This is a genomic window from Zhongshania sp. (assembly GCF_041623545.1).
In the GTDB taxonomy this organism is placed as follows: Bacteria; Pseudomonadota; Gammaproteobacteria; order Pseudomonadales; family Spongiibacteraceae; genus Spongiibacter.
The window spans coordinates 1-13,030 of record NZ_JBFJWS010000066.1 but is presented as its reverse complement, the minus strand read 5'-3'; the positions used below and the strand labels follow the sequence as shown (position 1 = coordinate 13,030).

Genomic DNA, 13,030 nt, shown 5'->3' with positions numbered 1-13,030 from the left:
GGTGTACCGTAATTTCAATCGAAATCGCCAATTTATGGGTGGGCTTTAATAATGTCTTGCTCTACGTTGTCAACGACATCCATTGGGATATCGAGGGCGCAGAGGACTTAAGCCTGAATGACTGGTATTTTGTCACCTGTAACCACCAGTCTTGGGCCGACATTTTAGTGGCGCAAAAAGTCCTGTTTCGCAAAATACCCATGCTCAAGTTTTTTCTTAAACAACAGCTAATTTGGGTGCCAGTGATCGGCATAGCTTGGTGGGCCTTAGACTTCCCCTTTATGAAGCGTTACTCAGCGGCAGAAATTGCCAAGAACCCCAGCCTAAAAGGCAAGGATTTAGCAACCACCCGTAAAGCCTGCGAGAAATTTAAATACACACCAGTAACGGTATTTAACTTTTTGGAGGGCACGCGTTTTACTCCAGCAAAACATCAAGCTCAGCAGTCACCTTACCAGCACTTATTAAAACCCAAGGCCGGTGGTGCCGGCTTTGTGTTGGGCGCAATGGGCGAGCAACTGCACACCATGCTGAATCTCACCATTTACTACCCCGGCGACGATCGCAGCTTTTGGCATTTTCTGTCTGGCAGAGTGAACAAGGTGGTGGTGCGTATAGAAAAGCAAACCATTGCTCCGCGCTTTTTAAGTCGCGACTACTTAAGCGATGAACAGTTTCGAAAGGAGTTTCAGCAGTGGGTTTCAGAGTTATGGGCGGACAAAGACCGCTTGATTACGAATCTTCACCGGGATTTTAATAGCAGCAACGCAAACACTGCTTAGCTAGACTACTCCCCACTGAAATCTCGGGCCAAGTCATGATCGGTGATCAGACCGAAAAACGAGGGCAAGCCTCTGGGAAAGTCGACATTAAGAGCAAGGTGGTGCGAGGGGACTTAATGCGGGGCGCTCTCGCGCCACCGCCCTACAGAATCAAAGCTTAGCGAAAGGGTCCGGCCGTGAGCCAACCTTCGATTTTTTAGCTTGGCGCTTTTCTTTTTGCGACAAAGCCGGCTTCTTTTTGGTTTCCTTATTACTCTTTTGCTCTTTACTCATAGTAATGCTCCTTTACGCGGTGGTGTTACTTCCCCGGTCGCGGGGTCATACCTTTTAGGAACTTGAACAGATCACTGTCGGTCGACAGCACCAAGGTCGTCTGCTTATCAACAAGTGATGAGTAAGCCGCCATAGTTCGAGTAAATTCATAAAACTCTACCGACTGTGCGCTTTGATTATAGGCGCTTGCATAAATTTCGGTAGCTTTAGCATCGGCTAGACCGCGAATTTCTTCTACTTCGCGATAAGCTTCAGATTGAATCTTGTTCAACTCCCGAACTCGGTTACCTCGGATCCGCGCCGCTTCACCATTGCCCTCTGACAAAAAGCGTTCGGCAATCTGGCGTCGCTCACTGATCATGCGGTCATAGATTTTGGGGCGCACACTGGCATTGTAGTTAATGCGTTTAAAACGAATATCTAACAATTCAATACCAAATACACCAACCTTCTCTGCGGCTTCTGTAAATATCTCTTGTTCCACCAATTGCCGACCTTTTTCAATCGGCACTAATGCGCCCATATTTAAGCCTTGGGAGGACGAAGCCAGCGCCGCATCGCGCAAAGGAATACGGTCTTTCGTGGTCCTAATAATTTCAATTAATTCGTGTTTGGCCACAGCGTTGCGAGTTTCGCTGCCAAGAATATCGTCTAAACGCGACTGGGCACTGCGTTCATCGCGCAGCCGCAAAAAGTATTGCAGCGGGTCAACTATGCGCCAGCGCGCAAACAGATCAACGGAGATATACAGTTTGTCTTTGGTAGGCATATCCGAAGGCGTGCCGTCCCATTCCAAAACCCGCTTGTCGATGGGGTTTACTTCTTGAATAAAGGGCACCTTAAATTTCAGGCCCGCCTCCGTCACCGGTTCACCAACCGGCTTACCAAACTGAGTGATAATGACCTGCTCGACTTCATCCACGGTGTACGCCGAGCTCAGCAAGACAAATAAACCGCCGAATACAATTACCATGGCTGCAATAGATTTAGTATTTTTCATTTTTTGCCGCCTTTTTGTTCGCCAATGTTTAATAGCGGAAGCAAGCCGCTCATATCGTCATCGACCAAAATCTTGTTTTGAATATTAGGCATAATCTCCTGCATAGTTTCGATGTAAATACGCCGCCGAGTTACTTCGGGGGCTTTGCGGTATTCGGTAAACAGGGCATTAAAGCGGGCAACATCACCTTCGGCTTCGTTGATGCGTTTTAGGCGATAGCCATCTGCCTCGCGAATACGCTGATCTTTTTCGCCTTCCGCCAGCGGAATAACTTTATTGTATTCACGACGCGCTTCGTTAATGAGCTTCTCTTTTTCCTGCTGGGCTTGGTTCACCTCATTAAAGGATTCTTGAACCGGCCGTGGCGGATTGATGTTCTTGAGTTGAACTTGATCAATATTAATGCCCATCTCGTACTTGCTTGATAACTCCTGCATTTTCAAAAGGGCTTCTATTTCAATTTCTTGGCGGCCAATGGTGATGACCTCGTCAACGGTGCGGTCGCCGACCACCTCTCGCATTACCGATTCTGACACGTAGCGCAGGGTTTCTGCTGGTTCGCGCACCGCGAATAAGAATTTTACGGGGTCTGAGATCCGATACTGCACCACCCACTCAACGAGCGCGGCATTTAGATCGCCAGTTACCATCTGAGTTTCTAAGTTGCCATCACGGCTACCTTGGTAAACATCTCTCGCACCTGGCGTAGAGAAACCAAACTCCTGTTTTAGCTGGCGCTTTACTGGCACAACCGTCGATTTATCGATTCCCAGCGGCAGCTTAAAGTGTAAACCCGGTGGAACTTCCTTTAGGTACATACCAAAACGCTGCACTACCGCGACTGAATCGCTGGGTACGGTGTAATACGCTGACCACAGGCTAAGACCGACAGCAAACAATAAAATCATTGGCAGGGCGCGACCAAAACCAGCGGCGCCTCCGCCTTTACCGCCGCCACCCCCCGAAAATTTGTCTTTCAAATTTTTTATGCCCTTGTTAATAATCGCATCTAAATCTGGGGGCGACTGTTGACCAGAGCCCCAGGGGTCTTTGGCGCCGTTATTGTTCTGAGCAGACATTGAATCAGCCTTTAATTAGAGTTCAGCATATCTATTAATGGGGGTAGCGCGCTTAGATTGCAAGCTGCGTGCCTGCTTATGCGCAAAAGGCCAATATAAGTCCGTCTTAGGGAGCGCCTGTCAGCTAGGATTTTTGCCCACAGGCCATTACAATCTACATCGCTGTTCCCGCTTACGCTTACCTTCCGCACTAGACAGGATTTCCATGGCCGACCTCGCTCTCTATCAGTACCTGCTGATCGGTATTATTTTTATATGGAGCGGTTTTGTACGTTCTGGACTGGGTTTTGGCGGGGCAGTACTCAGCCTGCCGTTTCTCCTTCTAGTTCATAATCAAGCACTCGTGTTTTTACCGATAATCTCGGTTCAACTGTTGATATTCTCCTCTATCACCTTGATCTTAAATAATCGCCGCAGCCAGGCTATTGGCCGCGAACACGCAAGCACTGTGAATTGGCCGTATTTACGCTATATGCTGGGCATTATGATTGTGCCTAAGCTTTTGGGCGTATTTGGTTTAATCACCTTACCTGCAGCCACGCTTAGTATTATTATTTTTTCGATCGTGTCCGTTTACGCAATCTCATATATCGCGAACAAACCCTTTAAAAGCAATAGTAAATTTATCGACGCCGTCTTCCTTATTGTCGGTGCCTATATCAGCGGAACCTCGCTGATTGGTGCGCCGCTGATTATCGCAGTCGCCGCCCAGCACGTTGCCCGCGAACAATTGCGTGATACCTTATTTGCGCTGTGGTTTATTTTGGGGGGCATTAAATTAGCCGCGTTTATTTACGCAGGAATCGATTTGCAACTCATTCACCATATATGGCTACTGCCCTGTGCCTGGCTGGGCCATCTTATTGGCCTACGCTTTCATAAACGCATGCTCAGCGCCGAAACACCAATGTTTTTCAGGGTTCTAGGCTGCACATTGTTGATGATAAGCGGCCTTGGGCTTTGGCAGGCATTAAACTCGTGATTACTGATAGCGCCGACCTTTATGCTCTAGCCAGCCATGGGCATGGCGGCCAGCGGGGTCGCGGTGGGTCCAGTGCACGACGCCGCCACGCTCGCTCCACTCGTACTCACCGTAAAAAGTAATATCATCACCTCGCTGCAGCCCCATGATACGGGGAGCAAGATCAATATTATGAGCCACTAAGAGTGTTTGCCCAGTGCTGAGACGGATAATGAATTTTTGGTGGCGACTGCCCTTTGTGTCATCTGGCAGGACTTTTTCAACTGTCCCGCGGCCATGAATTTGAATATCGCTGCGCTTATTTTTATACGCATTGCCAAGTATTTGATCTGCGTTAGCAACAAGTTCGACAGATTCACGCGAGGAAGTATTAGTGCGATCACTAGCTTGCCACAAGCCGTCGGCTGAATTGTTTACGTACCAACTGTACGAGGCACCAATAGCGACAATCAGTAAAACGCCTATTTTCTTCATTGCAACACAATGCCCTATTCACTAGAAAGCCAATATTTCAGAATAGTAGCGCATTGTTAAATTGGCAATGATCTAAAAGTGGCGCCCACCACGGGGTTTGCTATTGAAAGATTTCGCCTCGGTGTTTTAACCAGCCACTATCCATTTCACTATTAACAGAATAGGTTTGGCTTATCTTGCCTCCTGCTGGGGTCCATTCATACACGCCCCGAAACTCAACAATATCGCCCTCTTGCAAGGTCGCGATACGTGGGGCGCGATTAGTGTCGTGGGATATTTGTAATACCTGATTATTGGCCAGCCTTACAATAAAGCACTGCTGCGGCTCGCCTTCTAAAATTTCAATGACTGTACCGGTACCAGCCACTATCACATTTTGTACTTTATGCTTATACAACTCGGTAACGCGCTGCCCCTCATGCCCAGTGGCGAGCAGAGTTTGTGCCATAGATTGTGTCGTCGCAATCGAGGCAATCATTAAAATCCCTAAAAATAGAACCCGTATGTTCATGCTATTCCCAAAGCTAAAACGACGTTAGTGAGCCTTTAAACTTAAGTTAAGCAGATATATTTGAAAATATTCACGGAACCTTCGCAATTCGACAATCTATTGATCTAAAGCAATAAACGATCTAATAAGCCTTTCCCACTGGGGTATTTACATCACTTTTCTTAGGTATTACGTGAGAAATTGACCTGTGGAATACGAGGATATCGCCTACAAGAATAAACGCGCGCAGTACGACAGCGTATTGGAGTCATATCAATCGATAAGCAGGGCAAGGCGAACACCTCACCCCACAACAAAAAAACCAGTGCCCTATTATGAAGGCCGTATTTAGCTCGCCATATTTTCTTCTGGTTTTGCGGCGCGGCCCAAGTATTGGGCAATAGGATAAACAGCAACCCCGGCAACAATGCCCGGCAGACCTTCATAGACCATATTGTGCAAATCAAAGTATCGCCATAATAGCGCGGTGAGAATACCGACGGCACTCATCGCAATGAGAGTGCTCTCATTAGGCCGACGCCCACTAATCAGCACAGCTAACACTGGGACGAAAGCACTCGCAAGACCGGACCAGGCCATAACAACCATGCCAAATACCGTTTGCGCGCTAATCAATGCCCACCCCAAGGCAAACAAGGTCACAGCAAATGTCGCCAATTTGATCAGCAGGGGACGCTCAATACTTTTCGGAGACAGGTCGTGAGTAAGTGCGGCTGATGCACTAAGTATTAGCGAATCTGCCGTCGATAAAGTCGCTGCAAATATTCCCGCCAAGATGAGCCCAACCATAACGGGCGACAATAATTGCTGCGCCATGGTTGGCAGCGCCAATTCTGCATCGAAATTACCGATTTCAGGCAGATAAATACGCGATAGCAAACCAACTGCCGTTGCCATCAAATAAAAGGCAATGAACCACAGGTAGTACCAAACTCGTGCTCGTGTCATGTCATCGGTATTTGCCAACGTCATGAAACGCACCATCACATGGGGCTGACCCGCCACAGAGAAACCGGCGAACAGCCAACCTAAGGCAAAGAGTATTGCCCCAGCTGCGCCAGGAAAGGCGAGGTCTTCCGGAAACCAATTCATGTAATTGGGAATTTGGTAGAGCGCATCAACCGTTGCCACTGGACCACCCAAAGCCGCAACAGCGACCCAGAGCAACACTCCCATGGCGGTAATCATTACCACGGATTGTGCAGCGTCGGTCCAGATGGAAGCGCGGATGCCACCGGCTAGGCAGTAAGCTGCCACCAATACCGAGCCCACAACAGCGCCCGCCCAACGCGGCCAATCGAACAAGGCTTGTAGCGCTTTGCCACCAGCCAGCAATTGCGCGGCAGCGTAGGCAAGTAGTAATACCAGTGAGACAAGAGCGGCGAGCTTTTGGTACCGCGCCATGTTTGCGCCAGTCCAATTACTAAGCACACCAATATAGCTGAGTTGACCACTGCTCTCGGTCTTTGCCCGCAGCTGACGGTGCACCATATGCGAAGCAATAAAATCACCAGCGATCCAACCCGCCATAACCCAAAATGCTGACAAACCCACCGTGTAGGTGTAGCCAATAACGCCAATGAACATATAGCCACTGTTATTGGTCGCGACTGCCGACAGGCCTACCAGCCAAGGCTGCACAGAGTTACTGGCCAAATAATAGTCACTGCTGTGATGTTTGTTTAAAAACAATGACGACAAGCCAATTAACACAAAGGCAGTTAAAAAGGCCGCGAAGCTCCAAGCAGTTACCATATTAAGATCCAATCTATTCTGGTTTACAGGCGTTTAATACAAATGAGGCTATGAAGGGTGCTCCACTGTCGGCACGAGCAATTCGATAAGCAGTGGGTGCTCCCGCAATTCCGCTAGCGCAGGATCTCGGTACAATTCTTCTCGATAGGATTCTGATTGCGCCACCGCGTGGGTAAAGTAGCGCGCAGCGTCGTCAAGATTACCCTGACACGTGTGCGCACAAGCCAACTGGTAGAAAGCATGGGCATTGGTTTCGTCTAACAATAAAGCCTGCTGACAAAGGTTAATTGCCCACTGGGGTTCGTTTTGGTCGAGTGCGGCATCCGCCTTATAGGTTATCGCTTCGATGTCATCAGCCCGCACAGCCAAAATTTGATCGTATATTGCGATTTTGCCCGCCGGGCTCGATTCTTGGCTGGCGCGTAGCCACAGCGAGTGGATTTCTTGAGTAAGGGTTATTTCTTCTCGGTTAGATTCTATATGCGCAGTTTCTTGCTTTAATTGCTTTTCAATTGCGCGCAGCCGCTTCTCGTATTCTTCGACCAATTCGGCGACTTGTTCATTCGCGACGCTATGCACTTTTTCTTTAATGTCACGCACCGAGTTCCACCCCATTAACACCAAGGCCGAGCTCACCCCAGCGATAAGGTAGAAAAAGTAAGTTACCGTATTGGTTGCGTAAGATACGGCTTTATCCGCCGCGCCTAATTCCCGATCAACGACCTCAGCGGCCAACTCACGGTGAGCGCGCTCCATGTCGATACGCAAATTACGCACTTCATCGAGCATATAACGCTCAATGAAGGGCGAGTAGAGCGGCTTATCTAAATTGGCGATACTGGCATCGACTTGCGCCGCACTTGGCTGGGTCTCGTTAAGCTTTGGCTCAGCACTTTGTGCAGCGCTAGCAAACAAGGGCAATAGCCCCCAACAGAGGATTAACCCCTGTATTATGCTGCGCATATAGCTTCACCGTGGTCGTGCACTTCGACTAAACAGCGGTGCAGACTGGCGACGCCTTTCTCGTAATCGTCTTCATTTACCACAAACTGCATGTCAACCTGACGCATTGACTGGTGCATCGCCAACACACTGATGTTAGCGGATGCCAGTGCAACCACGGTTTTTGCCAACATACCCGGCACCTGCATATCGCTGCCGATAGCAGAAATAATAGCGACCTTACGGGTACTAATTTCCGCGCTGGGGAACAATTCCTTTACCGCACTAACAATGCGCTTAACCGTTTTTAAATTAACGCCCAGATAATTAGTGATGGTGTTGGCATTAATGTCCTTGGTAATCACCGTGCCTTTATAGCGCTCGATGGCACCCAAAATCTTCTGCTCATACTGCCAAAGAGCACCGACCATATCTTGGTCGAAGACTTCCAATGCATACACTTGCTTACGTCCGGCAATAATTTCGACGCAGGGCTTTTCACTGCGGTAATCGCAATCAATAAGTGTGCCCGAATGATCCGGCTCAAAAGTATTTTTTACGCGTAAAGCAATTTTTTGCTGGCGCAAACCTTTGGCGGCGCGAGGGTGAATAGCCTCCATACCTAAATTGGCAAGCTGGTCCGCAACATCGTAATTGGTGCGACCAATCGGCACGACTTTTTCAGCGCCAACCAAACGCGGATCAGCACTACTCAGGTGATATTCTTTATGGATAACCGCTTCTCGGGCGCCACTAATAACAGCCATTCGGCTGAAGGTCATTTCGCTATAGCCGCGGTCGAAGCTCGCCATTAGGCCTTCTTGGCAGTGAGCATAGCCGGTCACAATCGGTAAGGTCGTCTCTAGATCGATGCCCGCCAAGGCCTCACTGATATGCTGATCGAGGGGCAGGGCTTCTTCGGCGCGCCAACCTGACAAATCGATATAACAAGTATTGATGCCGTCGCGCTTTAGGAGGGTAGCGGTGTTCCAGGCGCTGTGCGCCTCGCCAATACTGGCTAGCATTTCCCGCACCGTAAGCAGGTGATCTTCTAAACCAAAATGGCCGTGTTGGCAGAGTCGGTGCAAATTATCCATGCAGCGTTCCGCCTCAAAGAGCCGCTCTTCAATAAATTTATTGGCGGCATCTAGTTGTTCCTCGTCTGGAAACAAGCCAGCATTAATCTCTTTTAAGGCATTACCAACCTCACTTAAGGCGTCGCGCCACAATGTCTCGGCGCCATCGTCGGCAAACAGGGCGTATACCCCTGGGTGACTATTCCGTTTGTTTTCCAGCAATAAATCGGTAACACCGCCGTAAGCCGAAACCACAAAAATGCGCTGGTAAATATTGCCGCTTTCACCACCCGCTAAAATAATATTATCGCGCACCGCCTCGTAATTGGTCATTGAGGTGCCGCCAATTTTTTCTACACTGTGTCCCACTGCTACTCTCCCTGAATTAAAAAAATATTTTTTTAAAATTCAATAGCTCAGGTCACTGCCTCAGCCGCCAATGGGTAGACCCCATTTTCATCGTGAACTTCCTTGCCACTTAGCGGTGGATTAAATACGCAGGCCATTTTCATGTCTTCAGTGCCGCCGCGCAATAAATGCTTATCGTGCTTATCGAGAATGTATAAAGTGCCAGCTTCAATCTTGTGGATTTTGCCGTCGCTCACGGTCTCGACTTCGCCATTACCTGACATGCAATACACTGATTCAAGATGATTCTGGTAATGAATTGGCGTTTCGGTATTCGCGAAAATAGTTGTGATGTGAAATGAAAAACCCATATTGTCGTCTTTCAACAGCATTCTTACGCTGCTCCAGTTACCACCGTCAACGCGACGCTCAGAGTTTTCACATTCTTCCAATGTTCTTACAATCATGGTTTGTTCCTGTTATCTCAATGTTGGCTTCAAGACTAATTTCCTAAGCTCAATTGCTGGATAAAGCACGCCACTTCCGCAAATCATTATTTGCAGAAGAAGCGCAATCGCAGCCGCTTAAGAGGCTTTTTTGTTAACAGATTTTCCCAATACTTCGGCAATACTGTCGGCCAGGATATCTAGGCCACGAATCAATTCCGCTTTTTCGATGGTCAGTGGGCAAAAGACTTTAACCACTTCATCAAGGCTGCCACAGGTTTCAATAACCAGGCCACGCTCAAAACAGGCGCGACCTATTTCACTCGCAATATCACCGTCACGACAAGCCAGACCCTGCATCATGCCACGACCTTTGGGTAACATTTGAGTAACGCCATATTTCTCAGAGATCTGCTTGAAACGCTCACTGACAATGGCCGATTTTTCAACGACTTCAGCGGCGAATTTACCGTCTTTCCAGTAATGATTAATCGCCGCTGCCGCCGTTATAAAGGCGTGGTTGTTACCACGGAAGGTACCGTTATGCTCACCAGGCTCCCAGATATCTAAATCTGGACGAATCAAGACAATCGCAAAGGGCAAGCCATAGCCACTCAAGGATTTGGACAGCGTTATAATGTCAGGCTTAATACCGCTTTCTTCAAAACTAAAGAAGGTACCGGTACGGCCACAGCCTGCCTGAATATCGTCAATGATCAACAAAATCTCATGCTTGCGACACAGCTTTTCAAGACCGCGCAACCATTTGTTATTAGCCACATTAAGGCCACCCTCGCCCTGTATCGGCTCGACAATCATCGCCGCAGGCAGGTCAACACCAGAAGAGGGGTCAGAAAGCAGCTTGTCCATCATCTTCAGACTGTCGGCGTCACGACCATAATAGCCGCAGTAAGGCATGCGAATCACATCGCCTAGGCCTACACCAGCACCACCGCGGTGATGGCTGTTGCCCGTGGCCGCTACCGCGCCCAAGGTGACACCGTGAAAACCATTAGTAAATGATACGATATTAGTACGACCAGTAACTTTACGCGCCAGCTTCAGCGCGGCTTCTACTGCGTTAGTGCCTGTCGGGCCGGTAAACTGGAAGGTATAGGTCATGTCCCGTGGCGCGAGAATGTGCTCATTAAACGCCTGGAGAAAATCGCCCTTGGCTTTGGTGTGCATATCCAAACCATGGGTAATACCATCGCGCATAATGTAGTCAACCAGCGCTTGCTTAAGCACGGGATTATTATGGCCGTAGTTCAAGGTGCCGGCACCGGCGAGGAAATCGATATACTGCTTACCGTCGGTAGAATAGAGGTGCTCGCCCTGGGCCTTATCAAAGGTAACTGGAAATGAGCGGGCGTAGGATTGTACTTCGGATTCAAGTCTGTCAAAAATAGTCATGTTTAGTCCTCTTAGTGTCTTTTACTGAGCGGATGAATACTGAGTAAAAAAATATTGGCTCAAGCTTACTGAGCGAAGGGGCCGATACACAGCAGCGCTTCGCTGTCGTGGTGGCCGCCAAAATGCGCCTCTTTTTCAAACCAGAGGCTATGATTTAATTCAGTATTCAGATCTCTAGCAAAACTGCGAAACAAAGCCCAAGACGCCTCGTTATCGGGGGTTATAGTCGTTTCCATATATTTCACTTCTGCGCAGGCCGGGCGCTTAATGACTTCTTTGAGCATTTTCTTGGCCAAGCCTTTGCCGCGCTGACTCGCATCCACCACGACCTGCCACACAAAAACAGTGTCCGGCTTAGCGGGAATAATATGCGCGGAGATAAAGCCCACTAATTTGCCGTCTTCTTCAGCGGCAACTGCGGTTTCGGCAAAGTGGGTGCAATGCAGCAGATTGCAATATACGGAATTGGTGTCTAGTGGTGGGCTGGCCGCCACTAATTGGTTTAGGGCGTAACCATCTTCCGCCGTTGGCTGGCGAAAACGAAGCGTGGCAGCCGTGGCGTGCGTCGCGCTATTTGATTTCAACACAATCTTTTAGTGTTCATACTAATTCAACGAAAATGTGCACAATAGCGGAGCAATTCCGCCATAAATTCTGCAGATGTTCGCTAAATTAATGAACCCAATCTCCTGTTCATTTACTTAGAATACGAAGCATTATACGCGTCTTTAGCCAACTATTTCAAGGCAGACTATTGACAAACAGGGGGTTTAGCTGGTGCAAAAAACTCTACAAGCCGCTACCATTGGGCCGCTAAGCCAATCTCCGGGCCTCGAAAATGAATCGTATTAACCAAGTATTAATATCACTGCGCCGGGTAACACGGGCAATTGATTTGCACTCTAAGCATTTAATGAAGACCGCAGGCCTCACTGCACCACAAATGCTCATCCTGCAAATCCTGCGTGATCAGGGTGACGCCATTATCAGTGACGTCGCCAGCCAAGTAAGTCTGAGCCAAGCCACCGTTACCAGTATTATGGATAGGCTCGAAAAACGTGGCCTCGTTATTCGCGAACGCTCCAACCAGGACAAGCGCAAAGTATTTGCCAGTCTTACCAAAGCGGGCAATGAGCTTATTCGCAACGCACCAATGCCGTTGCAAGATTATTTTATTCGGCAGTTCAGCGACCTCCAAGAATGGGAGCAAACACAAATTATCAGCTCTTTGCAGCGTGTAGCCTATATGATGGACGCTCAACACATTGATGCCGCACCCGTTTTAGATGTAGGGGCGATAGACCGCTTAAGCGAAGATGAAGCCCATGCCCAACGCTTTGGCTTTGACGATAGCAACGCCTGATTTATAGAGACATATTTATGCGCAACAGCAAAATTCATTTAATACTGAGCTTATTGGCGGCACTTTCCACCTTAAGTGGGTGTAGCCAGGATGAGTCAAACCAAGGCGTGGCCGGAGCAAACGACACAGCAGTTACGCAGGCGACCTCCAGCACCAAACGCATGCCCAATGACCCCTCGCTGAAATCGCTCTATATTCAAAGTTGCTATGGCTGCCATAGCTCAGGCGCAGCTGGCGCCCCGCGCAGCGGCAATACCGAGCAGTGGGCACCTAGACTGCAAAAAGGTTTAGATACCTTATTGGCCAATACCAAGAACGGCATAAACAGTATGCCCGCCAAGGGCATGTGCATGAATTGCAGTGACGACGACTTTAGAGCTTTAATTTTATTTCTGTCAGGACAAGCGGAATAATTCCGAGCCAGCGCCGCTGATCCATCAGCTATGCTTAACCGTACCAAAGCTTCAATATAAGGATTAGCAACGCCATGTCACATTCTCAGCGTATTCGTATTGGTATTAGTGCCTGTCTACTCGGTGAGCCCGTACGCTATGACGGTGGCCACAAGCGCCTACCCTTCGCCGAT

At 48.7% G+C, this 13,030-nt stretch carries 15 protein-coding genes; 4 read left to right on the top strand and 11 right to left on the bottom strand.

The genetic code is table 11. The features are described from left to right. A partial coding sequence (locus ABYT30_RS08705; RefSeq protein ID WP_373096045.1) for an acyltransferase occupies positions 1-782 on the top strand: 782 nt, incomplete at its 5' end. A gap of 150 nt (positions 783-932) precedes the next feature. Here the strand turns inward: ABYT30_RS08705 and ABYT30_RS08700 are convergent. From ABYT30_RS08700 to hflK, 3 genes are read right to left on the bottom strand one after another with little or no spacing between them, the layout of a single operon-like run. Continuing rightward, entirely contained in the window at positions 933-1,055 is a 123-nt protein-coding gene (locus tag ABYT30_RS08700) for a hypothetical protein (RefSeq protein WP_373082076.1), read from the bottom strand. A 25-nt stretch (positions 1,056-1,080) separates the two neighbouring features. After that, positions 1,081-2,055, bottom strand: a complete 975-nt coding sequence (gene hflC / locus ABYT30_RS08695; protein ID WP_373082078.1) for a protease modulator HflC — start codon at positions 2,053-2,055, stop codon at positions 1,081-1,083. Beyond that, positions 2,052-3,134 carry an FtsH protease activity modulator HflK gene (hflK, locus tag ABYT30_RS08690; RefSeq protein ID WP_373082079.1) on the bottom strand — a complete coding sequence of 361 codons (1,083 nt, stop codon included), beginning with the start codon at positions 3,132-3,134 and terminating at the stop codon, positions 2,052-2,054. Before hflK ends, hflC begins: the two co-directional genes overlap by 4 nt. A gap of 205 nt (positions 3,135-3,339) precedes the next feature. On the opposite strand from hflK, the gene ABYT30_RS08685 reads away from it, so the two are divergent. After that, on the top strand, positions 3,340-4,116 hold the full coding sequence (locus ABYT30_RS08685) for a TSUP family transporter (protein ID WP_373096043.1): 777 nt from the start codon (positions 3,340-3,342) through the stop codon (positions 4,114-4,116). Here the strand turns inward: ABYT30_RS08685 and ABYT30_RS08680 are convergent, their stop codons facing one another. From ABYT30_RS08680 to ectA, 8 genes are all read right to left on the bottom strand, one after another. After that, positions 4,117-4,590, bottom strand: coding sequence for a DUF3465 domain-containing protein (locus ABYT30_RS08680; protein ID WP_373096041.1), 474 nt, complete (start codon positions 4,588-4,590; stop codon positions 4,117-4,119). It abuts the gene before it with no gap. Between the two features lie 100 nt (positions 4,591-4,690). Then, a complete protein-coding gene (locus ABYT30_RS08675; protein WP_373096039.1) occupies positions 4,691-5,068 on the bottom strand; it encodes a DUF3465 domain-containing protein in 378 nt (125 codons plus the stop codon). 360 nt (positions 5,069-5,428) lie between these two features. Then, complete coding sequence (locus ABYT30_RS08670; RefSeq protein ID WP_373096037.1) at positions 5,429-6,856, bottom strand: sodium/proline symporter; 1,428 nt, start codon at positions 6,854-6,856, stop codon at positions 5,429-5,431. A gap of 48 nt (positions 6,857-6,904) precedes the next feature. Then, positions 6,905-7,819, bottom strand: a complete 915-nt coding sequence (locus ABYT30_RS08665) for a hypothetical protein (protein ID WP_373096035.1) — start codon at positions 7,817-7,819, stop codon at positions 6,905-6,907. After that, positions 7,807-9,243: an aspartate kinase gene (locus tag ABYT30_RS08660; protein ID WP_373082089.1), complete on the bottom strand. Its 1,437-nt coding sequence runs from the start codon at positions 9,241-9,243 to the stop codon at positions 7,807-7,809. The genes ABYT30_RS08665 and ABYT30_RS08660 overlap by 13 nt, the downstream gene beginning before the upstream one ends. 47 nt (positions 9,244-9,290) lie before the next feature. After that, positions 9,291-9,689 (bottom strand): ectoine synthase, encoded by a 399-nt coding sequence (locus ABYT30_RS08655; RefSeq protein WP_373082091.1) that lies wholly within the window; start codon positions 9,687-9,689, stop codon positions 9,291-9,293. Between the two features lie 117 nt (positions 9,690-9,806). Beyond that, on the bottom strand, positions 9,807-11,081 hold the full coding sequence (gene ectB / locus ABYT30_RS08650) for a diaminobutyrate--2-oxoglutarate transaminase (RefSeq protein ID WP_373096033.1): 1,275 nt from the start codon (positions 11,079-11,081) through the stop codon (positions 9,807-9,809). A gap of 65 nt (positions 11,082-11,146) precedes the next feature. Further along, positions 11,147-11,668, bottom strand: coding sequence for a diaminobutyrate acetyltransferase (ectA, locus tag ABYT30_RS08645; RefSeq protein ID WP_373082094.1), 522 nt, complete (start codon positions 11,666-11,668; stop codon positions 11,147-11,149). Positions 11,669-11,919: 251 nt separating this feature from the next. Here ectA and ABYT30_RS08640 point away from each other — a divergent pair, with 251 nt between their 5' ends. Next, the gene (locus ABYT30_RS08640) at positions 11,920-12,444 is read left to right on the top strand and encodes a MarR family winged helix-turn-helix transcriptional regulator (RefSeq protein ID WP_373096031.1); all 525 of its coding nucleotides are present in this window, start codon (positions 11,920-11,922) and stop codon (positions 12,442-12,444) included. A gap of 17 nt (positions 12,445-12,461) precedes the next feature. After that, complete coding sequence (locus ABYT30_RS08635) at positions 12,462-12,857, top strand: cytochrome c5 family protein (protein WP_373096029.1); 396 nt, start codon at positions 12,462-12,464, stop codon at positions 12,855-12,857. Positions 12,858-13,030: the final 173 nt, after the last annotated feature.

Coding starts and splice junctions, on each gene's coding strand:
- ABYT30_RS08700 (WP_373082076.1), bottom strand. CDS start 1,055: ATGAGTAAAGAGCAAAAGAGTAATAAGGAAACCAAAAAGAAGCCGGCT.
- hflC (WP_373082078.1), bottom strand. CDS start 2,055: ATGAAAAATACTAAATCTATTGCAGCCATGGTAATTGTATTCGGCGGT.
- hflK (WP_373082079.1), bottom strand. CDS start 3,134: ATGTCTGCTCAGAACAATAACGGCGCCAAAGACCCCTGGGGCTCTGGT.
- ABYT30_RS08685 (WP_373096043.1), top strand. CDS start 3,340: ATGGCCGACCTCGCTCTCTATCAGTACCTGCTGATCGGTATTATTTTT.
- ABYT30_RS08680 (WP_373096041.1), bottom strand. CDS start 4,590: ATGAAGAAAATAGGCGTTTTACTGATTGTCGCTATTGGTGCCTCGTAC.
- ABYT30_RS08675 (WP_373096039.1), bottom strand. CDS start 5,068: ATGATTGCCTCGATTGCGACGACACAATCTATGGCACAAACTCTGCTC.
- ABYT30_RS08670 (WP_373096037.1), bottom strand. CDS start 6,856: ATGGTAACTGCTTGGAGCTTCGCGGCCTTTTTAACTGCCTTTGTGTTA.
- ABYT30_RS08665 (WP_373096035.1), bottom strand. CDS start 7,819: ATGCGCAGCATAATACAGGGGTTAATCCTCTGTTGGGGGCTATTGCCC.
- ABYT30_RS08655 (WP_373082091.1), bottom strand. CDS start 9,689: ATGATTGTAAGAACATTGGAAGAATGTGAAAACTCTGAGCGTCGCGTT.
- ectB (WP_373096033.1), bottom strand. CDS start 11,081: ATGACTATTTTTGACAGACTTGAATCCGAAGTACAATCCTACGCCCGC.
- ABYT30_RS08640 (WP_373096031.1), top strand. CDS start 11,920: ATGAATCGTATTAACCAAGTATTAATATCACTGCGCCGGGTAACACGG.
- ABYT30_RS08635 (WP_373096029.1), top strand. CDS start 12,462: ATGCGCAACAGCAAAATTCATTTAATACTGAGCTTATTGGCGGCACTT.